The organism is Pseudomonas huaxiensis, assembly GCF_003231275.1.
In the GTDB taxonomy this organism is placed as follows: Bacteria; Pseudomonadota; Gammaproteobacteria; order Pseudomonadales; family Pseudomonadaceae; genus Aquipseudomonas; species Aquipseudomonas huaxiensis.
On record NZ_QKVL01000004.1, the window covers coordinates 250664 to 271599 of the forward strand.

The 20936-nt window shown below is 62.7% G+C and carries 22 protein-coding genes and 1 tRNA gene; 10 read left to right on the top strand and 13 right to left on the bottom strand.

What is annotated here, in order from left to right; genetic code table 11:
* Positions 1-109 precede the first annotated feature (109 nt).
* Positions 110-838, top strand: coding sequence for an amidotransferase (locus tag DM374_RS07675; protein WP_110969327.1), 729 nt, complete (start codon positions 110-112; stop codon positions 836-838).
* On the opposite strand, the gene corA is transcribed toward DM374_RS07675, so the two are convergent.
* From corA to DM374_RS07690, 3 genes are all read right to left on the bottom strand, one after another.
* Positions 816-1787: a magnesium/cobalt transporter CorA gene (gene corA / locus DM374_RS07680; RefSeq protein ID WP_110969328.1), complete on the bottom strand. Its 972-nt coding sequence runs from the start codon at positions 1785-1787 to the stop codon at positions 816-818. The genes DM374_RS07675 and corA overlap by 23 nt on opposite strands.
* Before the next feature lie 66 nt (positions 1788-1853).
* Positions 1854-2576, bottom strand: a complete 723-nt coding sequence (locus DM374_RS07685; protein WP_095155566.1) for a lysophospholipid acyltransferase family protein — start codon at positions 2574-2576, stop codon at positions 1854-1856.
* Between the two features lie 124 nt (positions 2577-2700).
* Positions 2701-3390 (bottom strand): crotonase/enoyl-CoA hydratase family protein, encoded by a 690-nt coding sequence (locus DM374_RS07690; RefSeq protein WP_110969329.1) that lies wholly within the window; start codon positions 3388-3390, stop codon positions 2701-2703.
* Between the two features lie 289 nt (positions 3391-3679).
* On the opposite strand from DM374_RS07690, the gene DM374_RS07695 reads away from it, so the two are divergent.
* A tRNA-Ser gene (locus DM374_RS07695) sits at positions 3680-3769 on the top strand.
* 265 nt (positions 3770-4034) lie between these two features.
* Entirely contained in the window at positions 4035-4388 is a 354-nt protein-coding gene (locus tag DM374_RS07700) for a hypothetical protein (RefSeq protein WP_110969330.1), read from the top strand.
* 47 nt (positions 4389-4435) lie between these two features.
* Here the strand turns inward: DM374_RS07700 and DM374_RS07705 are convergent, their stop codons facing one another.
* The 3 genes from DM374_RS07705 to DM374_RS07715 all read right to left on the bottom strand — a co-directional run bounded on the left by DM374_RS07705 (position 4436) and on the right by DM374_RS07715 (position 8498).
* A complete protein-coding gene (locus tag DM374_RS07705) occupies positions 4436-6589 on the bottom strand; it encodes a TonB-dependent siderophore receptor (RefSeq protein ID WP_110969331.1) in 2154 nt (717 codons plus the stop codon).
* Positions 6590-6830: 241 nt separating this feature from the next.
* Positions 6831-7214, bottom strand: coding sequence for a hypothetical protein (locus DM374_RS07710; protein ID WP_110969332.1), 384 nt, complete (start codon positions 7212-7214; stop codon positions 6831-6833).
* A 96-nt stretch (positions 7215-7310) separates the two neighbouring features.
* Complete coding sequence (locus tag DM374_RS07715) at positions 7311-8498, bottom strand: MFS transporter (protein ID WP_110969333.1); 1188 nt, start codon at positions 8496-8498, stop codon at positions 7311-7313.
* Between the two features lie 107 nt (positions 8499-8605).
* Here DM374_RS07715 and DM374_RS07720 point away from each other — a divergent pair, with 107 nt between their 5' ends.
* Entirely contained in the window at positions 8606-9493 is an 888-nt protein-coding gene (locus DM374_RS07720; protein ID WP_110969377.1) for a LysR family transcriptional regulator, read from the top strand.
* A 4-nt stretch (positions 9494-9497) separates the two neighbouring features.
* Here DM374_RS07720 and DM374_RS07725 read toward each other — a convergent pair whose 3' ends face one another.
* Positions 9498-10247, bottom strand: a complete 750-nt coding sequence (locus DM374_RS07725) for a 3-oxoacyl-ACP reductase family protein (protein WP_095155572.1) — start codon at positions 10245-10247, stop codon at positions 9498-9500.
* A 123-nt stretch (positions 10248-10370) separates the two neighbouring features.
* Between DM374_RS07725 and DM374_RS07730 the strand changes: the two genes are divergently transcribed.
* Entirely contained in the window at positions 10371-11297 is a 927-nt protein-coding gene (locus tag DM374_RS07730) for a LysR family transcriptional regulator (protein WP_110969334.1), read from the top strand.
* Positions 11298-11300: 3 nt separating this feature from the next.
* On the opposite strand, the gene DM374_RS07735 is transcribed toward DM374_RS07730, so the two are convergent.
* A complete protein-coding gene (locus tag DM374_RS07735; RefSeq protein ID WP_110969335.1) occupies positions 11301-11783 on the bottom strand; it encodes a GreA/GreB family elongation factor in 483 nt (160 codons plus the stop codon).
* 1 nt (position 11784) lies between these two features.
* On the bottom strand, positions 11785-12222 hold the full coding sequence (locus DM374_RS07740) for a hypothetical protein (RefSeq protein ID WP_110969336.1): 438 nt from the start codon (positions 12220-12222) through the stop codon (positions 11785-11787).
* A gap of 279 nt (positions 12223-12501) precedes the next feature.
* Between DM374_RS07740 and earP the strand changes: the two genes are divergently transcribed.
* Complete coding sequence (earP, locus tag DM374_RS07745) at positions 12502-13629, top strand: elongation factor P maturation arginine rhamnosyltransferase EarP (protein ID WP_110969337.1); 1128 nt, start codon at positions 12502-12504, stop codon at positions 13627-13629.
* Between the two features lie 48 nt (positions 13630-13677).
* Positions 13678-14247 carry an elongation factor P gene (locus DM374_RS07750; RefSeq protein WP_095155577.1) on the top strand — a complete coding sequence of 190 codons (570 nt, stop codon included), beginning with the start codon at positions 13678-13680 and terminating at the stop codon, positions 14245-14247.
* Positions 14248-14307: 60 nt separating this feature from the next.
* On the opposite strand, the gene DM374_RS07755 is transcribed toward DM374_RS07750, so the two are convergent.
* The 3 genes from DM374_RS07755 to DM374_RS07765 form a co-directional block, all read right to left on the bottom strand.
* A complete protein-coding gene (locus DM374_RS07755; RefSeq protein WP_110969338.1) occupies positions 14308-14727 on the bottom strand; it encodes an organic hydroperoxide resistance protein in 420 nt (139 codons plus the stop codon).
* Between the two features lie 169 nt (positions 14728-14896).
* The gene (locus DM374_RS07760) at positions 14897-15358 is read right to left on the bottom strand and encodes a MarR family winged helix-turn-helix transcriptional regulator (protein ID WP_095155579.1); all 462 of its coding nucleotides are present in this window, start codon (positions 15356-15358) and stop codon (positions 14897-14899) included.
* A 47-nt stretch (positions 15359-15405) separates the two neighbouring features.
* Complete coding sequence (locus tag DM374_RS07765) at positions 15406-16368, bottom strand: LysR family transcriptional regulator (RefSeq protein WP_110969339.1); 963 nt, start codon at positions 16366-16368, stop codon at positions 15406-15408.
* 110 nt (positions 16369-16478) lie between these two features.
* Between DM374_RS07765 and DM374_RS07770 the strand changes: the two genes are divergently transcribed.
* Entirely contained in the window at positions 16479-17228 is a 750-nt protein-coding gene (locus DM374_RS07770) for a sulfite exporter TauE/SafE family protein (RefSeq protein ID WP_110969340.1), read from the top strand.
* A gap of 80 nt (positions 17229-17308) precedes the next feature.
* Complete coding sequence (locus DM374_RS07775; RefSeq protein WP_110969341.1) at positions 17309-18550, top strand: winged helix-turn-helix domain-containing protein; 1242 nt, start codon at positions 17309-17311, stop codon at positions 18548-18550.
* On the opposite strand, the gene DM374_RS07780 is transcribed toward DM374_RS07775, so the two are convergent.
* Positions 18531-19877, bottom strand: coding sequence for a class II 3-deoxy-7-phosphoheptulonate synthase (locus tag DM374_RS07780; RefSeq protein ID WP_110969342.1), 1347 nt, complete (start codon positions 19875-19877; stop codon positions 18531-18533). The genes DM374_RS07775 and DM374_RS07780 overlap by 20 nt on opposite strands.
* A gap of 138 nt (positions 19878-20015) precedes the next feature.
* On the opposite strand from DM374_RS07780, the gene DM374_RS07785 reads away from it, so the two are divergent.
* Complete coding sequence (locus DM374_RS07785) at positions 20016-20768, top strand: spermidine synthase (RefSeq protein WP_110969343.1); 753 nt, start codon at positions 20016-20018, stop codon at positions 20766-20768.
* The last annotated feature ends 168 nt before the right edge of the window (positions 20769-20936 follow it).

Here is a 20936-nt window from a genome sequence, read left to right on the forward strand (position 1 = left end):
ACGCCTTGCAATGAAATGACCGTTCGTCCGAGGCAATGCTTGCCTGTCGCCCATATTCGCGGCAGGCTCTACCGGTCTTTTTTCACCACTGTCGTTCAGGGCCAAGTCTATGTCGTTACGCATCTGCATCCTGGAAACCGACGTCCTGCGACCTGAGCTGGTCGAGCAGTATCAGGGCTATGGACGGATGTTCGAGCAACTGTTTACCCGCCAGCCGATCGCCGCCGAATTCACGGTCTACAACGTGATGAACGGTGAGTACCCGCCCGATGACGAGGTCTTTGATGCCTACCTCGTGACGGGCAGCAAGGCCGACTCCTTCGGCGACGATCCGTGGATCCAGACGCTCAAGACCTTTTTGCTGGAGCACTACCGCCGCGGCGACAAGCTGCTGGGCGTATGCTTCGGCCATCAGTTGCTGGCGCTGCTGCTGGGCGGCAAGAGCGAGCGCGCCACTCAGGGGTGGGGCGTCGGCATCCATCGCTATGTGATGGCCGCCAAGGCGCCGTGGATGAGTCCGCAGGTTGAAGAGCTGACCTTGCTGATCAGCCATCAGGATCAGGTCACCGCGCTACCGGAAAACGCCACCGTGATTGCCTCCAGTGATTTCTGCCCTTATGCGGCGTATCACATCGGCGACCAGGTGCTGTGTTTCCAGGGCCACCCGGAATTCATCCACGACTATTCCCGCGCGCTGCTGGAACTGCGTCAGGAGCATCTGGGGCAGGAGGTGTACCGCAAGGGCGTCGACAGCCTGGGCGTGGATCACCAGGGCCAGACTGTCGCGGAATGGATGATGCGTTTCGTGGCGCAGCCTAAAGCCAGCCAGAACGCTTGAAATTGCTGTACAGCGCGGTGCAACCCACCGCGATTACTCCCAGTACGGCGAAGTAGCCGTACTGCCAGCTCAGCTCCGGCATGTTCTGAAAGTTCATGCCGTAGATGCCCGCCACTGCCGTGGGAAACGCCAGGATCGCCGCCCAGGCGGCGAACTTGCGTTGCACGATGCTCTGCCGTGACGACTCCAGCAGCATGCCGATCTCGATGGTCTGGCTGGCGATATCGCGGATGCCCGCCAGGTCTTCCATCTGCCGCGTGACGTGAATCTGCACGTCGCGGAAGTACGGGCGCATATTCTTGTCGATGAAGGGGAAGGTCAGGCGCTGCAGTTCCTCGCTGACCTCGACCATCGGCGCCACATAACGGCGCAGGCGCAGGATGTCGCGGCGCAGGCCGTGGATGCGGCGGATGTCTTCTTCGTTCAGCGAGCCGCTGAGCACGCTCTGTTCCAGCTCTTCGATCTCGCCATGAATCGCTTCGCTGACCGGCTGATAGTTCTCGGTGACGAAGTCGAGCAGGGCGTAGAGCACGAAGTCCTCGCCGTGCTCCAGCAACAGCGGCCGCGCCTCGCAGCGCTGACGGACCAGCGCGTAGGACTTCGAGTGACCATTACGGCAGGTGATGATGTAGCCATTGCCGGCGAAAATATGGGTTTCGATGAACTCCAGCTTGCCTTCATGGCGCACCGGCGAGTAGGTGACGATGAACAGCGCGTCGCCGAAGGTTTCCAGCTTGGGCCGGCTGTGCTTTTCCAGGGCGTCTTCGATGGCCAGTTCGTGCAGGTTGAACTGCCGTTGCAGGTTGGCCAGTTCCTGGGCGTTGGGCTCTTCCAGACCGATCCAGACGAAGTGCCCTGGTTTTCTCGCCCATTCCGCGCCTTCGTCGAGGCTGATATTGGTGACTTTCCTGCCGGCGCTGTACACCGCCGCTGCAACGACTCGACCCATGGTTGTCCATTTCTCTGCGTTAACGTGACTGACAGCTTGGTCTGACCCTGGCGAATCGGCAAATGCTCAGCCGCGTCCGACCTCGCGCTCCATCAGATCGATGCAGTTTTGCATCTGTGTGCGGCATTGCTCCACCAGGGCCGCGACGTCCTGCTGGCTCAGGCCGGCGGTGGCAATGGGCGGCAGCGAGCGGATGATGACCCGCTGGCGGCGCCAGCCATTGATGCTCAAGCGCCGCGCATAGCGGCTGACACACACCGGGACGATGGGCACGCCGGCGTCGATGGCCATGTGGAAGGCGCCTTTCTTGAAGGGACGCAACTGATCGTCCGGGTTGCGCGTGCCTTCCGGGAACACCCAGATCGAGGTGTGGTTTTCCCGCAGGGTGCGGGTCGTGGTCTGGATGGCGCGGCGGGCCTGGAAGGCGTTGCCGCGGTCGACCAGAACGTTGCCGCCGAGCCAGAACAACTGGCCGAACAGCGGGATCCAGCCCAGGCTCTTCTTGCCGATGCACACGGTGCGTGGCGGCACTACGTTGCCGAGCACGAACAGGTCGAAGTTGGACTGGTGGTTGGCGATGATCACGCAGCCGGGTGGCTGGTCGAACAGCGGACCGACTTCCGCCTCGATCTTCAGCCGCAGCAGCCAGCTCGAAGGCCAGGCATACACGCGGGCATAAAGCCGGCTGTTATCGGGATTGAAGGGGCGGCACAGACCAATGATCACGCCGATCACGCCCGCCAGGATGAAATGGACACCCAGCAGGAGCATGCGAGGAAGGAAGAGCATCGTACGACTCACTCGATAAAACACTGCTCAGTGTACGGTTGTGCACTGATGGCGGCAAACGCCCTGTGTCATCGGGCAAATGGACAAGGGCCAGACGCGGTTGCGTCTGGCCTGGTGGCTGGGTTCAGCCGAGGTGTTCCTGATCGCGGATGATCGCGTCGTCGAGCAGTTCCAGCAGTGCTTTGCGCACCTTGAGCTTGGTGTGCTTGTGCGCGTTCATGTTGATCTTCTTCAACTGTTGCGCTGCGGCCAGGGCCGCCTCGGTCAGTTGCTCGACGGGTACCACCTTGTCGAGGAAGCCGGCGTCCACGGCGCTCACCGGATCGAACATCTCGGCGTTGATCACCGAGCGGTGGAACGCCGAACGGCGCAGGCGATCGCGGGCCAGTTCGATACCGGCGTGGTGCATGGTCATGCCGATCTGGACTTCATTCAGGCCGATGCTGAACGGGCCTTCGACGCCGATGCGGTAATCGGCCGACAGCAGCAGGAACGCGCCCTTGGCCACGGCATGGCCGGGGCAGGCGACGATGATCGGGAAGGGGTGGGAGAGCATGCGCCGGGCCAAGGTCGAGCCGGCGGTGACCAAGGACACAGCAGCCTGAGGGCTGGCGGTCATCACCTTGAGGTCGTAGCCGCCGGAGAGAATGCCCGGCTGGCCGGTGACGATTACCACCGCCCGGTCCTGGGTAGCGCGGTCCAGCGCCTGATTGAAGGCGGCGATCACATCGGGCGAAATGGCGTTGACCTTGCCGTTGTTCAGGGTCAGGGTCGCGATACCGTCGTCCAGTTGGTAGGTAATCAGCTCACTCATGGCGGTGTTCCTTTATAAGAAGTGGCAAAGACGTTACCCAGCCGCCGCAGTCAGGTAAAGCACGATGACTGACCGGTGGGTCACCGTATCGCCTGCCGTCCTTGCTCGGCGGGGTTCGCTTGGTAACGATTGGCAAAGCACTCCACAGATTGGCCAAATTGCCATCGTCCCCCGCCATTTTTCGCGGATTGGCTTAAACGCATGAAAAATCTGAAAAAAACCTTTGCCATCGATAAACCTTTCGACTACATTAGCGCGCCTCGACAGGCTGAACTGCTTGAAGAGATCCGGTGAAGTGTCCGAGTGGCTGAAGGAGCACGCCTGGAAAGTGTGTATACAGGAAACTGTATCAAGGGTTCGAATCCCTTCTTCACCGCCACTTTCAAACGCCTCGCACGTCATTGACTTGCCTGGCGCAAAGAACGGCGATTTGTAGGTACAACCTGCAAATCGCCGTTTTTTATTGCCCGCGATTTTATCTCCTGGCTGTCCTGGTCATCCTGCTCCGCATTTTTCTCGCCCCTCTGAACTCACTCCAAAAAGCACGGTCTTTGTAGGCCTTCGTTGAAATTATGGCGTATTGCCATAATCCGCTACATTCAAACGGATGGAGCCGGCGGCATGAACCTACAGGAGTACTTCGCGTGTTCGACAACAAATATCGGGACCAGCGTGGCAAGTTGCACAACAGTGAGCAGAATGCCGAGCACGCCAACTCATCCTATTTGCGCGAGGAGGACAAACTCAACGAAGGTAATCTGTGCCGCGCCGACATTTTCATCGTCCTCGGGCTGCTGATTCTCTCGATGGGGATATTCGTTGCCATTCCCAAGGCGCTCTCCCAGGACAAGGTGTTCATGGCCTTCCAGATGCTCCTGCTGCTGGTGGGCAGTTGGGGGTTGTGGGGCCTGGGGGTCTGGAAAATCCCGGTCGCCTTCCGTGGGCCGCTGTATTTCGTTATTTTCATCGGCGGCTTGTTCTACCTGGGTTCGCGATAACTCCCGGCAGTCGATCGCGGGCCGCCTCCGGCCCGCGATCGGCGCGATCAGAAGTTCACCGACGCCGAGACCCGAGCCGTCCGCGGCGCGCCCTGGAACAGGTAGTTGTCCCCCAGGTATTCGCCGACATCCCGCCAGTAGCGGCGGTCGAACAGGTTATCCACAGTCAGCCGCAAGGTCGTGTCGTAGCCGGCGATTCGCGTGCGATAACGCGTCCCCACATCGAACACGGTATAACCCCCGGCTTCCACCGTGCCCGCGTAGTTGGCGTACTTGCTGGCGCTGTAGCGCATGCCGCCTAGCAGGGCCAGGCCGGGAACCGGCAGGCTGTAGTCGGCCTGCAGCGAGGCGCGCAGTCGAGGCACGTTGAGGGCCTGGTGATCGTCGTAGGCCTCGGTGCCGCTGCCTTTGACCCGGGCACGGATCGCTGCGGCGCTGGCGCTGATCTGCAGGTCCGAGGTCAGCCAGCCGCTGGCGGACAGTTCCAGGCCGATGTTCTTCTGCTGGCCCTGTTGCACATAGACGAAATCACCGCCGTCCGGTTTCGCGTACTGGTAAGCCTGACGCAACTGGAACAGCGCGGCGCCGAAGCTCATGCGCTGCCAGTCGCGCTTGATGCCGAGTTCGATCTGGTGCGAGGTGGTTGGGGCGAGGATGTCTTGATTGTTGAGCGCGAACCACGGCGCCGTGCCGCCGGACGACAGGCCTTTGCTGTAGCTGGCGTATAGCGAGATATCCGGCCGCGGCTTGTAGATCAATGCGGCGTTGGGCAGCAGTTCGTACTGGCGGGTCTGCCGGCGCAGGCTGCCATCTTCACCGAAGGCTTTTTCGTCAAGGCGCACCACGCGGGAGCCGAGTACGGTCTGCCAGTGTTCGTCGAAGGTGATCCGGTCGCTGAAGAACACGCCGTACTGGCGGCTGTCGAGCCGGCGTTCGCTGTGGCCCGGGGTGCCTGGCGCAGGATCGACGGCGGGGGTGTCCTGATAGATGTTGCCGGTGCCAACCCACTCGTTGAAGGTCGGACGTTGATCTACAGTTCGCCGTTGCGCGCTGCTGCCGACGGTGAGTTCATGGTCAACGCCGAGCGCGGCGAAACGACCGGTCAACGTTGCCTGCGCTTCATCGGTGCGGCGGGTGTCGTCCGGGCTGCGGAAGTCATAGATGTCGTAGTCGCCTTCCTGGCTGAAGTAGTTGGGCACGGCGTCGGCGCCGCAACTGGCCGAACCGTAGCAACCCCACGCAAACGAACTGTAGTCATCGATCACCACCCGGCTGTGCGACGCGCTGAGCGCCCCGGTCCAGGCCTCGTTGAAGCGGTATTCAAAGCGTCCGCCGAGGTTCAGCGAATCGCTCTTCACCGGCTTGGCCCAGTCCTGCCAGGCCAGGCGGTCTTTCGGATCGATGCCGTGAGGCAGACTGGTGTTGCCCAGCAACTGGTAACCCGGCACCGAGTATTGCTCGCGGGTCTGGTACTCGACATCCAGTTGCAGCAGCGCATCGGGGTTCATCTGCCAGTCGAAGGCCAGGGAGGCAAAGTCACGCTTGCCGTCGGCATGGTCAACGTAGCTGCGGATATCTTCATGGGCGAGGTTGGCGCGCAGGCCGAACTGGCGCTCGCTGCCGAACCAGCCACCCAGATCAGTGGCGATATAGCGTTCGCCTTGCTCGTTGCTCGACACCGTCACCGAGCGCACGTCTTCCGGCCGCTTGGTCACATAGTTGATCACGCCGCCGGGCTCGGACACACCGCTTTGCAGGCCTGACAGCCCCTTGAGCAATTCGACCTGCTGCTTGTTCTCCAGCGCTACGTTCTGTTCGCCGGTGATGGTCTGGCCGTTGATCGTGTAGCTGTGGGCCGCGTCCAGGCTGAAGCCGCGCACGGTGAAGTTCTCGTAGTAGCCGATCGGTGCGTAGCTTTCGCCCACCGAGGCGTCGCTTTGCAGCACTTGGCTGAGCAGGCGTACCTGGCGGTCCTTCAACAGTTGCTCGGTGAACACCGACACCGAGGCCGGGGTGTCCAGCAGCGGCGCCGACGAGAAGCCGGCGACCTGAGCCTGGCGTGGCTGGTAGCCATCGTTCTGAGTGTCGGAAATGTTCACCGGGGCGAGGGTCACATTGTCTTGGGCGAGGGCAGTCGAGGTGCTCAGGGCCAGGCCGAGGCTCAGCAGGCTGAGGGGCAGGCGGGGGCGTTGCAGGGACATGCGGCAAAACTCCTTGAGGGCCGGCAGCGGGCGCGCCGTTATGACTCGGCGACTACCGATGACTGAAAGCCCGGTACGGCGACAGGAAGGCGCAAAAGGGCGCGCAAGTGCGAAAGGCTACTGGCATTGCGCCAGTGGGCGCCGGAGCGCGGGCGCAATCTTAGCAGGGGCGACCGCGTTGCGGTGCCCCGAATTGCCGTGAGTCTTTCTTCTGCGGAAAACGAATGGAGAAGGGATTTATTCAGTGACGGGCGGGCGGTTGCGTGTGCTGGCGGCGCCAGGTTCCGTCCAGTTTCGACCAGGTCTTGCTGTCGGTGACGGCCAACAGCTTGCGCCCGTCCTTGAAGGTGGCCAGGAAGGTCACCTCCTCATCTTTGCCGCCAAGCCAGAGCCCGGCGAGCAGACCGAAGGGGCCTGCCACCAGTGCACCGGCCATGCCCCAGCCGATGGCGCTACCGATATTGCGGCTGGACTCCTGATTGGCGACTTGCATGTCCTTGATGCGCGAGAGTGCGATTTTTTCACCCGGTGAGGGGCTTGTGGCGGTCTTGAGTGTGAGCGATCCATTGCGGTACTCGCCTTCACCTTGCAAGAAATCGCCGGACTGAACCGTGAGTCTTGTCATAGGGGTATCCAGGTTGAGAGGGCTGTTGACCAATCCCTACTGAGCGCTTCGGATACCGCCAAGTCAATCGTCAGGCGACGGAGGGTAATGCGTCTGTCAGACAGTACTGACGTGCATCACTCGCCGCCCGGCGACACCCCATACCAGCAGCGCCAGCGCACCGATGCCCAGCCCCGCGATGACGATGCCATTCCAGCCGTAGGCCTGGAACAACTGGGTGCCGAGCAGCGAACCCACTGCGCCGCCAATGAAGTAGCAGGTGATGTAGCCGGCGTTCAACCGGTTGCGGGCTTCCGGGCGCAGGGCGATCACCGCGTTCTGGTTGCTGACGTGCACCAGTTGCACCGCCAGGTCGAGCAACAGCACACCGGCCAGCAGCGCCGCCAGTGAAGTCGGGGCGAACGCCAGCGGTACCCAAGACAGCAATTGGATAAGCAGGCCGAAGGTCGTGCCTTGTGCGCCCTTGCCCTTGTCGGCCAGGCGCCCGCCCAGGTTGGCGGCAAGCGCGCCGGCAGCGCCAGCCAGGCCGAAAAGTCCGATGACGCCATCGGAATACTGATAAGGCTCGGCCTTCAGCAGAAACGCCAACGGCGTCCAGAACAAGGCAAACAGGCAGAAGGAAAAAGCGCCCAGCAAGGAGCGCAAACGCAGCACCGGCTCCTCGGCGAACAGGCGGAATACCGACGCGATCAGCGCCGGGTAGGCGAGCCCTGCATGTTGCCGGCGCTGCGGTAATGCGCGGGCGAGGGCGATGGCGCTGACGGCCATCAAGCCGGCGGCGAGCAGGTAAATGCTACGCCAGTCACCGAGGGTAGCCATGAACCCGGCGGCGGTTCGCGCCAGCAGGATGCCCAGCAGCAGGCCGCCCATCAACGTGCCCACCACCCGGCCGCGTTCACCCGGCTCGCTCAGGCCTGCGGCCATGGGCACCAGTACTTGCGCGACCACCGAAAACAGGCCGGTCAGTGTGGTGCCCACCAACAGCCACAGCAGGCTGGGGGAAAAGGCACTTATCAACAGGCCGAGGGTGCTGATGGCGATCATGCTGACGATCAGCCGCCGTTGTTCGAACATGTCGCCGAGCGGTGCCAACAGTAGCAAGCCTGCGCCATAGCTCAGTTGCGCAGCTATGACGATGCCGCCAGCGCTGGCAGTGCTCAGCCCGAAATGCTCGGCAATGCTGTGCAGCAGCGGCTGCGCGTAGTAGTTGCTGGCGACCGCCAGGCCGGTGGCGGTCGCCATCAGCAGGATCAGTGCACGACTGAGTGGAGCTGTGGAGGTCATGAACTGTCTCGCTATCCGTGGGTGAAGATGGGCAGTATCGAAAATGCGCTAGCATGAGGCCAATGTATCGTTTTCATTCGATCAATCTTGAAATCAGATAGATGAGCATGAACCTTAAACAGATCGAGTACGCCTTGGCGGTGGCTGATACCGGGAGCTTCACCCGCGCGGCCGAACGTTGTCACGTGGTGCAGTCGGCGTTGAGCCATCAGATCGCCCGGCTGGAAGAACAACTGGGCGCGCAACTGTTCGAGCGGACCTCGCGCTGGGTGCGCCTGACGCCGGCCGGCGAGGCGTTCGTGCCGAGTGCCCGCACCGCGCTGGAGGCGGCGCGGCGGATTGGCGACGAGGTGGCCGCCGCCTGTGGAGAAGTGCGCGGGCGCTTGTCCATCGGCGAGATCAGTTCGCTGACCGAACTGGACCTGGTGGACCTGCTTGCCGGCTTCCACCACCAGTACCCGCGTGTGGATATCCGCTGGCTGATGGGCAAGAGCGAATTGATGATTGCCGATGTCCGCGAGCGTCGCCTGGATGTGGCGTTTATCGGGGTGTGGCCGGGAGAGTCGCTGGAAGGGGTGGAGTGGCGCCTGCTGGCGAAGGAAGAACTGGTGGCGGTGCTGCCGCCCGATCATCCGCTGGCGGCTGACGAACGCTTGTCCCTGGCGCAACTGGAAGACCAGCCGCTGGCCGACTTCCAGGCCGGAACCGGGGCCCGCCGGCAAACCGACGAGGCGTTCGCTGCCGCTGGCCTGCGTCATCGGGTGCAATTCGAGGTGGGTACCACCAGCCTGATTGAGCGCTTCGTCCAGCGCGGGCTGGCCGTTGGGCTGGTGCCCGCGCGGATCGCTGCCGGTTTTCAGGCCGTGGTGGCCTTGCCGGTCAGCGATGCGCCGATTCGTCATCTGTATGCCATCTGGTCCAAATCGCCGACCCCGGCCGCCAGTGCGTTCATCCAGTTGCTGGAACGAACCCTGGCCGCCAGGGCCGTCGACTGACGTATCAGGCGGCAAAACCACCATCGATGGTCAGGCTGGCACCGGTGATGTAGGCCGCTTCCGGGCCGGCGAGGTAGGCGACGAAGCTGGCGATTTCCTCCACGCGGCCATAACGACCCACCGCCATCAGGCCCATCAGGCTCTCGGCGAACTCGCCTTCGGCGGGGTTCATGTCGGTGTCCACCGGGCCCGGTTGAACGTTGTTGATGGTGATGCCGCGAGGGCCCAGGTCTCGGGCGAGACCGCGGGTCAGGCCGACCAGCGCCGCCTTGCTCATGGCGTAGGGACCACCGCCGGCGAAGGGCATGCGTTCGGCGTTGGTGCTGCCGATATTGATGATCCGGCCACCTTCACCCATGTGCCGGGCCGCAGCCTGGGTGGCGACGAACACGCTGCGCACGTTCACGGCGAGGGTGCGATCGAAGTCTTCCAGGCTGAAGTCGTCCAGCGGGCCGACCGCCAGCACGCCGGCATTGTTGACCAGGATATCTATGCGCCCGAACTGCTCGACGGTCAGTGCCACGGCCTGTTGTACCGCCGCCGCGTCGGCGCTGTCGGCCTTGAGCGCCAGGGCCTGGCCGCCGTTGTTGCGGATCTGCTGTTGCAGGTCGTCGGCCACTGCCTGCGAACTGACGTAGGTGAAGGCGACTGCGGCGCCCTGTTCGGCCAGGCGCTTGACGATGGCTGCGCCGATACCGCGTGAGCCGCCCTGGACCAATGCTACTTTGCCGCTGAGGCTGGATTGATTCGACATGATGATGCTCCCGAAAAGACAAGGCCGAATGCCTTGTTGATGGGCTCAGTATCGGCGCTGGATTACCCTCTGATAATCCACTAATCGCTATAGTCTGAATAAACCACGGGTTTAGAGTGCGCCATGGAAACCTTCACCAGTATTGAATGCTTCATTCGCAGCGCCGAGGTGGGCAGCTTCGCCGAAGCCGCCCGCCGCCTGAGCCTGACACCCGCAGCGGTGGGCAAGAACGTTGCCGGTCTGGAAGCCCGGCTTGGGGTTCGTCTGTTTCAGCGCAGCACCCGCAGCCTGACCCTGACCGAGTCAGGCCAGCGTTTTCTTGCCGAGGTACGCGACAGCTTTCAGACCATCCAGCACGCCGTGGCCAACCTGGCCAGTGCCGAGGGGCAGCCGGCGGGCACCTTGAAAGTCAGCATGGGCACTGTGTTCGGGCGTTTGTACATCTTGCCGCTGTTGGGGGAGTTCCTTCGGCGATTTCCGGCAATCACGCCGGATTGGCACTTTGATAATCGTCAGATCGATCTGATCGCCCAAGGCTTCGATGCAGCCATCGGCGGCGGCTTCGACCTGCCGCCGGGCGTGGTGGCACGCAAGCTGGCACCCGCGCACCGGGTGCTGGTGGCGTCTGCTGATTATCTGGACAAGTGCGGGGCCGTTCGCGAGCCGGATGATCTGAACAAGGCGGACGGCATCCTGATTCGTTCGCCGCAGACCGGCCGCGTGCGCTCCTGGCCGCTGACCAGTCGTGGCCAGGATCACTCGCCGCTGACGCTACGCCCGCGCATGACCATGACCGACTCGGAGGCGGCCTGCGCGGCGGCCGAGCAGGGTCTGGGTATCGCGTTGGTGAGCATGCCGTTCGCCGTGCCCTATCTGCAGCGCGGCAGCCTGCTGCGAGTGCTGCCTGACTGGTACGTGGATGACGGCAATATTTCGCTGTATTACGCCCAGCACAAACTGCTGCCGGGCAAGACCCGGGCGTTTGTCGATTTCATCCTGGAGCAGTTTGCCGAGCAGGGGCTGGCGCGGCGGTTCGACGCGTTGGCCTGAGTGTTACCAGGCGCTGACGACTTCCTGAACCTGCCGGCCATTGCCCAGCACCAAGGTGATTTCATCGCCTTCGAATTTGCCCAGCAACTGCTGGCCCAGTGGTGAGCGTGGGGTGATCACGGTGACTTTTGATGGCCCCGTGCCGATCTGCAATCCAGCCGCTTCCGGCCCTAGAAACAGCCATTGCTGATTACCCTGGGCGTCTTCCAGTTGCACCAGATTGCTGATCTGGATGCCACGTTCGGGGTCGTAATCACGCATCGTCAGTTGCTGATACGCCTTGCAGGCCTGACGAATCTCTTCCATGCGTCGGGCCTGGCCGGTGGCCAGGTAGGAGGCTTCCAGGCTCAGGGTGTCGTACTTGTTCTCGGCGATGTTTTCTTCCGCCGTGGCCGTTTCATAGGCGGTCTGGGCAGCGCGCTGGATGACGTCCAGGTCAATCTCCAGGCGCTCGATGATGGCTTTCAGCAAATCGGTCTTGTTCATTTCAGCGGCAGAACTCAAGGACATTGGCCCGGCTTTTCTCATTAGGGGCGGTGCGGTCCTGTTGCAGCCAGAACTGGCACCTGGGGTTGGACAGGTTGCGCGGGTTTTCCTCGGCATGCCTCTGCGCATCATCGATCTGCTGGGTGCGCAGGGCTTGCTGGTACTGGTCGAACATCTGGTTCTGTTCCGGCGATTGTTCCTGCGCACCCGGCAGGCGGGCTGGTGCTGGCAAGCGGGCTGGCGCGGCGGGTGGTGGTGTTGCGGGCTGGCTGATCACTGCGGCCAGCGGCTCATGCAGGGACGGCACGAATTGCCAGGCGGCCCACAGGGTAAGGCCGACAGCGACAACACCGAGCCACAGGCCCAAGGCCACGCCGAGGGCAAGCGGCAGGATCTTGTGGGAAATTTTCAGTTCGCGACGATGCGCTCGGTAGGACATGAAAGCCTCCTGGCCAGGACAGGGATGGGATTGTCGCACGACACATCGTAGGTTCTGCACGAAATGCATCCGAGCTCGGCCATGCTGCGTTGAAAACAGGCTCGGAATGCTCATTGACAACCAGTCAACTCCGCTTCCTCGCCTGTTTTCGCCTTGCCTGGCCTTCGCTCGAATACATTTCGTGCAGAACCTGGTTTCCGTTGCCGGCAACACTTTTGTCTGCGCTCGAATATCAGGACAATCGGCGATTATTCGTTTGCGGTGCAAGAGGTGCCTGATATGAAGCCGAGCTGGGATATCTTCTGCTGCGTCGTCGACAACTATGGTGACATCGGCGTCACCTGGCGCCTGGCCCGACAACTGGTGGCCGAGCATGGGCTGAAGGTGCGGCTGTGGGTCGATGAGCTGAACGCGTTCGCCCGCCTGTGTCCGGAAGCTGATCCGCAGGCGGAGCGGCAGTATTGGGAGGGCGTGGAGGTTTGTCGCTGGGATGCCGAGTGGCAGCCGGTGGCGGTGGCCGATGTGGTGATCGGGGCGTTCGCCTGTCAGATTCCGCAGCCTTACATCGATGCGATGGTCCAGCGGGAAACGCCTGCGTTGTGGTTGAACCTCGATTACCTCAGTGCCGAGGACTGGGTCGAAGGCTGTCATGGTCTGCCGTCGCCTCAGCCGAATGGCCTGCGCAAGGTGTTCTTCTTCCCCGGTTTCACCCCGCGCACCGGTGGTCTGCTGCGCGAAGCCGGCTTGCTGGAGCGGCGCGAGGCGTTCGAACAGGACGAGCGCGAGGCGTTCTTGCAGCGGTTGGGCATCGCGCCTGAGCCGGGGGCACGTCTGTTGTCGCTGTTCGCTTATGAAAATCCGGGGCTGGCGAGCTGGCTGCAGGTGTTGTCCGAAGACAGCCGGCCCAATCACGTGCTGGTGCCGGAAGGGCGGGTGCTGGGCGATGTGCGCAACTGGCTGGGGCTGGACGAACTGGAGGTTGGCGAGGTTCATCGGCGTGGGGCGCTGACCGTGCAAATCCTGCCGTTCGTGCGCCAGGACGACTACGACCGGCTGCTCTGGAGCTGCGACTTCAACGCGGTGCGGGGCGAGGACTCCTTCGTCCGTGCGCAATGGGCGGGGCGGCCATTGCTCTGGCATATCTATGTACAGGAGGAGTACGCGCACTGGGAGAAGCTCGAAGCATTTCTCGATCGCTACACGCCGGGTTTGTCGACGCCTGCGGCGGTGGCGCTGGTCGAGTTGTGGCGCGCCTGGAACATGGATCGCGATATGGGCGAAGCGTGGAAAGCGTTGTTGCAACACTGGGACGAACTGGCCGCCCATGCCCGTAAATGGTGCTCGGAACAGGCCGCTGGAGCTGACCTTGCCACGACGCTGGTACACTTTTACCGAAATTGGATATGATACGCGGCCTCGATTTTTATAAATCCATCCAAATTCGGATACTTCGTAATGAAAACTGGTAAAGAGCTGAAACCCGGTACCGTACTGCGGATCGACAACGACCCGTGGCTGGTGCAAAAAGCTGAGTTCACCAAATCGGGCCGTAACAGCGCGATCATGAAGACCAAGCTGAAGAACCTGCTGACCGGCTACAAGACTGAAACCGTCTACTCTGCCGATGACAAGCTGGACGACGTGATCCTGGATCGCAAAGAAGCGACCCTGTCGTTCATCAGCGGTGACACCTACACCTTCATGGACACCACCGACTACACCATGTACGAGCTGAACGCCGAAGACATCGAGGCCGTTCTGCCGTTCATCGAAGAAGGCATGACCGACGTCTGTGAAGCCGTGTTCTTCGAAGACCGTCTGGTTTCGGTTGAGCTGCCGACCACCATCGTTCGTCAGGTTGACTACACCGAAGGTTCCGCCCGTGGCGACACCTCCGGCAAGGTCATGAAACCTGCCAAGCTGAAGAACGGTACCGAATTGAGCGTTGCTGATTTCATCGAAATCGGCGACCTGATCGAGATCGACACCCGCGAAGGTGGTTCCTACAAGGGCCGCGCCAAGTAAGACTGGCGGCTTCGCAAAAAACCCGGCCTTGGCCGGGTTTTTTTATGCCTGAAAAACGCTTCAGACACTGACGTGCAAGCGCACATCGACATTGCCGCGCGTGGCGTTGGAGTACGGGCACACCTTGTGCGCGGCGTCCACCAGGGCCTGAGCGTCGGCTTGTTCCAGGCCGGGCAGGCTGATGCGCAGGTCGATGTCGAGACCGAAACCGCCTTCGATCTGGCCGATGCCGACTTCTGCAGTAATCGCAGCATCCGCTGGCAGTTGGCGTTTGCCCTGGGCGGCGACGAACTTCAGCGCGCCGATGAAGCAGGCCGAATAACCGGCGGCAAACAGTTGCTCGGGGTTGGTTGCTGCGCCGCCGGCACCGCCGAGTTCCTTGGGCGTGGCCAGTTTCACGTCGAGGATACCGTCGTTGGAAACGGCACGGCCGTCGCGGCCACCGGTGGAGGTTACGTGTGCGATGTAGAGCGATTTCATGGAGGTGTCCTCTAACGTTGATCGTGTGTGGCGTCGTGTGTGGCGCCGTCTGGGTACGGAGATAAAGTTAGCTCACAAGTATTTAGTGCGCAAGATAAATTTCCGTATTTTTCCCAACGATCTTTGCGACGGGGCTGGTCATCAGGCCAGAAACCCCGTCGCAGAGCAGTCAGAGGCTTTTTTGCAGATTGTCGCGCAGCTCCAGCAATTGCGCCTGTAGGGCCTTGAGGCGCTCAACCGACTGGCCGCTGGCGCCGAGAATGCAGTGCGGCACGCGGCGGGCCTGTTCCTGCAAGGCGCGGCCGGCATCGGTGAGTTCGACGATTACCACGCGCTCGTCTTCACGGCTGCGGGTGCGCTTGAGCAGGCCCTCGGCTTCCAGGCGCTTGAGCAGTGGGGTGAGGGAGCCGGGATCCGTGAGCAGGCGATGGCTGATCTCGCCGACGGTCAACGCATCCTGTTCCCACAGCACCAACATCGCCAGGTACTGTGGATAAGTCAGTCCCAGCTCGTTCAGCAGTGGCTTGTAGACCTTGGTCATCAACAAGGAGGTGGAGTGCAGGGCGAAGCACACCTGATTGTCGAGCAGCAACTCGTCGCAGTTGTCGGAGGCTTTGGTGTCAGCGTTCATGCAAATCCTTTTCTTCGGTGGACCCTTGGATGTTAGCACGCAAGATTTTAGTGCGATCGCCAGCTCAGTTCGCTCTGTAGGGCCAGATCCCAGGGCGGAACCGGGCTGAAGCGGCTCTTGAGGAATTCGAGCAGCAAACGGCTGCGAGAGTTCGTTTCATGTTCCAGGCGCAGTGCGTAGATGCCACTGGTTTCGGCTTGCGGCAGGCCGTTTTCGCAGAACAGCGGCAGCAATTCGCCGCGCAGCAGGTATTCGCTGACCAGCCAGGTGGGCAAGTGGGCGATGCCGAGGCCGGCGAGGGCGCCGAACAATAGGGTTTCCGCGTTGTTGGCGGTCATGCGCATGCGCGACGGGCGGAACACTCGCATCTGGCCGTCCATCTCGAAGCGCCAGGCAAACGGTGGCGCCAGGCCGTCCCAGTCCAGGCCGTCGTGTTGTACCAGTTCGAGCGGGCTGGCTGGGACGCCGCGTTGACGCAGGTAGGCTGGGCTGGCGCAGGCGATGCGCACCATGTACGCCAGCGGCGTGGCCACCAGCCGGGTGTCGGCCAGCGGGCCGGCGCGCAACACCAGGTCCACTTCGCCCAGGTGGGAGCCGTGCATGTCGACGAAGCTGTCGATCAGGCGCAATTGCACGTCCAGGCCCGGGTAGGCGACCAGGAAATCAGCGATCGCCGGCGCCAGGTGCCGGCGTCCGAAGGCTGCGGGGGCGTCCATGCGGATCAGGCCCTCCGGGGCATTGCTGAGTGACACTGCTTCGGCCCGGGCCAGCCGCAGTTCTTCGACGATGCGCCGGGCCCGCTCGGCGAAGGCGACGCCGGCCGGGGTCGGGCGTACCGCGTGAGTGCTGCGCACGAACAGGCGACTGCCCACTGCGTTTTCCAGGTTGTCGATGCGCCGCGCCACTGCCGACGGTGTCAATGGATGGCGCCGCGAGGCGGCGGAAAAGCTGCTGGTTTCCAGTACATCGAGGAACAGGCTGAGCTGTTCGGTCAGGGCATCGGGGTTCATCAGTGGGCTCGCTTATGCGAAATCGGCAAAGCCATTGTGCGTTGCTGTGCGTTTCCCCGCTAGACCGGTCCCGGTAGCATGCCGCGATTGGTTATTGAATCGAGGCCGGCATGATCGAGTGGTTGATGTATATCGTCCTGGGCGCAGCCCTGGGCACGGTGGGAGGGTTGTTCGGCATTGGTGGTGGTCTGATCGCGATTCCGGCGCTGGGCGTGTTGTTCGGCCTGGACCAGCAACTCGCCCAAGGCACGGCGTTGGTGATGGTGGTGCCCAATGTGATGCTGGCGCTGTGGCGCTATCACCAGCGCAACCGCATCGAGTTACGCCATGCGTTGCCGCTGGCCGCTGCCGGTTTTGTCTTCGCCTGGCTCGGGTCGATCTGGGCTGTGGGGCTGGACGCCAGGGCGATGCGCATTGGTTTCGTGGCGTTTCTGGTCGCCTTGGCGGCCTGGAATCTGCTGCGGATGTTCCTGCGCAGCAAGCCGGCGTCCAGTGAGCTGCGCCATCCGTGGCCATGGCTGGGCGTGCTCGGCAGTTTTTCCGGGGTGATGGGCGGTCTGTTCGGCGTGGGTGGTGCAGTGGTGGCGACGCCGGTGCTGACCAGCGTTTTCGGCACCACTCAGGTGGTCGCTCAAGGCTTGTCGCTGGCGCTGGCACTGCCCAGTACCGCCGTGACCCTGTTCACCTACGGTGTGCACCAGCATGTCGACTGGGCCATGGGCATTCCGCTGGCGGCAGGCGGCCTGCTTAGTATCAGTTGGGGTGTGAAACTGGCCCACGCCATGCCGGAAAAAGTCCTGCGCTCGCTGTTCTGCGGCTTCCTGGTGGTCTGCGCGCTGATGCTCGCGTTCAAGATCTGATCGTTGCTGCTGCAAGAAAATGAGTCGCCGCTCCGGTGTTCCGCGGCTACTGTAGTGGGCCTGTTCACAAGGAGTCAGGCATGCCCACTGCACAGTCCTTTTCGCTGAGCCAGGCGCGACGCCTGGCACTCACCGCCCAGGGATTCGCCCGCCCGCCGCTCGGCGAACCGCCGGGCGCCGCGCAACTGGCGCGCATGCTGCGGCGTTTGGGCGTGGTGCAGATCGATTCGGTCAACGCGCTGGTGCGCTCCCACTACCTGCCGCTGTTTTCCCGCTTGGGCGATTATTCCTCCGAAACCTTCGATCAATTGGCCTGGGGCCGTGGCCGTCAGCGCAAGCTGTTCGAGTATTGGGGGCATGAAGCGTCGTTGCTGCCGCTGGAGCTATACCCGCTGCTGCGCTGGCGCATGCAGCGGTCGCGGCAGGGGCAGGGCATCTATCGGCAACTGGCGGAATTCGGTCATGAGCAGCAGGCGACCATCGCCCGGGTGTTAGCCGCAGTAACCGAGCAGGGCGCGCTGGGCGCCGGCAGCCTGTCGACCCGCCAGGAGCGCGCCGGGCCGTGGTGGGACTGGAGCGCGGAAAAGCGCGCGCTGGAATGGCTGTTCGCCGCTGGCGAGGTCACCGTCGCCGGCCGTCGCGGCTTCGAGCGGCTTTACGATTTGCCGGAACGGGTGCTGCCGGCGTCGCTGCTCGCGCAGCCGGTTCCCGATGAAGCCGAGGCCCAGCGCGGTTTGCTGTTGCACGCGGCACAGGCGCTGGGCGTGGCAACCGAGAAAGACCTGCGTGACTACTTCCGCCTTTCGCCCGCCGACAGCCGTCAGCGCCTGCCCGAGCTGGTCGAGGACGGTCGCTTGCAGCGTTGCCAGGTTCAGGGCTGGTCCCAGCCGGCTTACTGCCTCGATCGCCCGCGCATACCGCGCAAGGTCGAGACCAGTGCCTTGCTGTCGCCTTTCGACTCGTTGGTGTGGGAGCGTGACCGCACCGAACGGCTATTCGATTTCCGCTACCGACTGGAAATCTACACCCCGGCGCACAAGCGCGTTTATGGCTATTACGTGTTGCCGTTCCTGCACCATGAACGGATTGCCGCGCGGGTCGATTTGCGCGCCGAGCGTGCGCACCAGCGCCTGGCCGTTCATGCACTGCATGAGGAACAAAAGGGGCTGGATGAGCAGGGGATAGAAGCCCTGGCCGTCAGTCTCTGGCGACTGGCGGGCTGGCTGGGCCTGGAGCGAGTGCAGATCAATTGCGCCCGGGCCGGCACCGCGCGCTTGCGCGCAGCGCTGGCCCGGGTCGAACTCAGCGGCGAACCTGCTTGAGGGTTTCGGCGATGAGGAATGCCAGCTCCAGCGACTGATCGGCGTTCATCCGCGGGTCGCAATGGGTGTGGTAGCGGTCGGACAGGGCATCTTCGGTAATCGGTCGGGCGCCGCCGATGCATTCGGTGACGTTCTGCCCTGTCATCTCGATATGGATGCCGCCGGCATGGGTGCCCTCGGCCTGGTGCACCTGGAAGAACTGTTTCACCTCGCTGAGAATCTGCGCGAAGTCGCGGGTCTTGTAGCCGCTGCTGGCCTTGATCGTGTTGCCGTGCATCGGGTCCGAACTCCACAGTACCTGGCGACCCTCGCGTTCGACACTGCGGATCAGCCCCGGCAGGTGATCGCCGACCTTCTCCGCGCCCATACGCACGATCAGGTTCAGCCGGCCCGGGTCGTTGCTGGGGTTGAGGATGTCGATCAGGCGGATCAGGTCTTCGGTATTCATGCTCGGGCCGACCTTGACCCCGATCGGGTTGTTCACCCCGCGCAGGAACTCGACATGGGCGCCGTCCAGTTGGCGCGTGCGGTCGCCGATCCAGAGCATGTGCGCGGAGCAGTCGAACCAGTCGCCGGTGAGGCTGTCCTGGCGCACGAAGGCCTCTTCGTAATTCAGCAGCAGCGCTTCGTGGGCGGTGAAGAAACTGGTTTCGCGCAGTTGCGGCGAGCTGTCCATGCCGCAGGCACGCATGAAGGCGAGGGTTTCGTCGATACGGTCGGCCAGTTGGCTGTATTTCTCGGCCAGGGCCGAGTTGGCGATGAAGTCCAGGTTCCACTTGTGCACTTGGTGCAGGTCGGCGAAACCGCCCTGGGCGAACGCGCGCAGCAGGTTGAGGGTGGCGGTGGCCTGGTGGTAAGCCTGCAACAGACGCTCGGGATCGGGCACCCGGCTCGGCTCGTCGAAGGCGATGCCGTTGACGATGTCGCCGCGGTAGGCGGGCAGGGTGATGCCGTTGATGGTTTCGTCATTGGCCGAGCGCGGCTTGGCGAATTGCCCGGCCATGCGTCCGACTTTCACCACCGGGCAGCCGGCGGCGAAGGTCATGACGATCGCCATCTGCAGCAGCACCTTGAAGGTGTCGCGGATTTTCGCCGCCGAAAACTCGGCAAAACTCTCCGCACAGTCACCGCCTTGCAGGAGGAAGGCCCGACCCTGGGTGACTTCGGCGAACTGTCGGCGCAGCTCGCGGGCTTCCCCGGCGAAGACCAGCGGCGGGTAGCTGGCCAGGGTCTGTTCGACCTTGAGTAGGCGCGTAGCGTCGGGGTAGGTCGGTTGTTGCTGGATCGGCAAGGCGCGCCAGCTATCGGGACTCCAGGGTTGGCTCATCACAGGCTCTGTCTTGTTATCGCAAAGAAGCGGAAAGGTCTGCCGCCATGCTATCACCAGGCACACGCCTTGTTGCACTGGACGCATTGACGGACAATGGCGCCTTTTGCTTGGGCACGCAGGTTGCCGGGAGACAGCATGACAGACCGGGAAGAGCGGCTGCTGGCGCAGGTCCAGGATCAATTCGGCACCATCAGCGTGTTCGAGGTCGAAGACTACCGCTTTCTCGAGTTCGGCGAAGCGATCGAGCAGAGCTGCGTCTTTACCGCTGACCCGAGCTGGCTGGAATACGACTACACCCGCGCCATGTTCATTGGCGCGCTGTGCCATGAGTTGCCGGAAAGCGCGCTGTTCCTCGGCCTCGGCGCTGGCACGCTGACCCAGGCCTGCCTGAGGTTCCTGCCGCTGGAGGACGTCGAGGCCATCGAACTGCGCCCCGATGTGCCGCGCCTCGCCATTGAATACCTTGGTCTGGATGACGATCCGCGTCTGTATATCCGCGTCGGTGATGCGATGGAACTGCTGCCAAGCGCGGAAACGGCGGACCTGATTTTCGTCGATCTCTACACCGACCACGGCCCGGGCGTCGCGCATCTGGCCTGGAGCTTCCTGGAAAACTGTCAGAAACACCTGAATCCGGGTGGCTGGCTGGTGATCAATCAGTGGGCCGGCGACGACGGCAAGCCGTTGGGCGCGGCACTGCTGCGCGGGCTCTACCATCGCCATTACTGGGAGTTGCCGGTGAAGGAGGGCAACGTGATCCTGCTGGTGCCGGCCGACCTCGACCAGACCCTGGATCAGGCAGGCCTGCGGGCCCGCGCCGAGGCCCTGGCGCCGCGTCTGGGCTACTCGCTGCAACCATTGATCGAGGTGATTCGCCCGGCATCCTGAATAAAACGTTTCAGCTATCCGCCCCAGTGTCAGGCACCACGGGGGCCTTGGAGTTCGGCAAGGCTTGTCGTTCCAAGGCTTGCGCTCGTCGTTTTCCGAAAAAAAGGTCTCACGGAGGCGACGAAATCGGGTATAGTGCGCGCCGGTCTTTCAACGGACCTCGTTTAA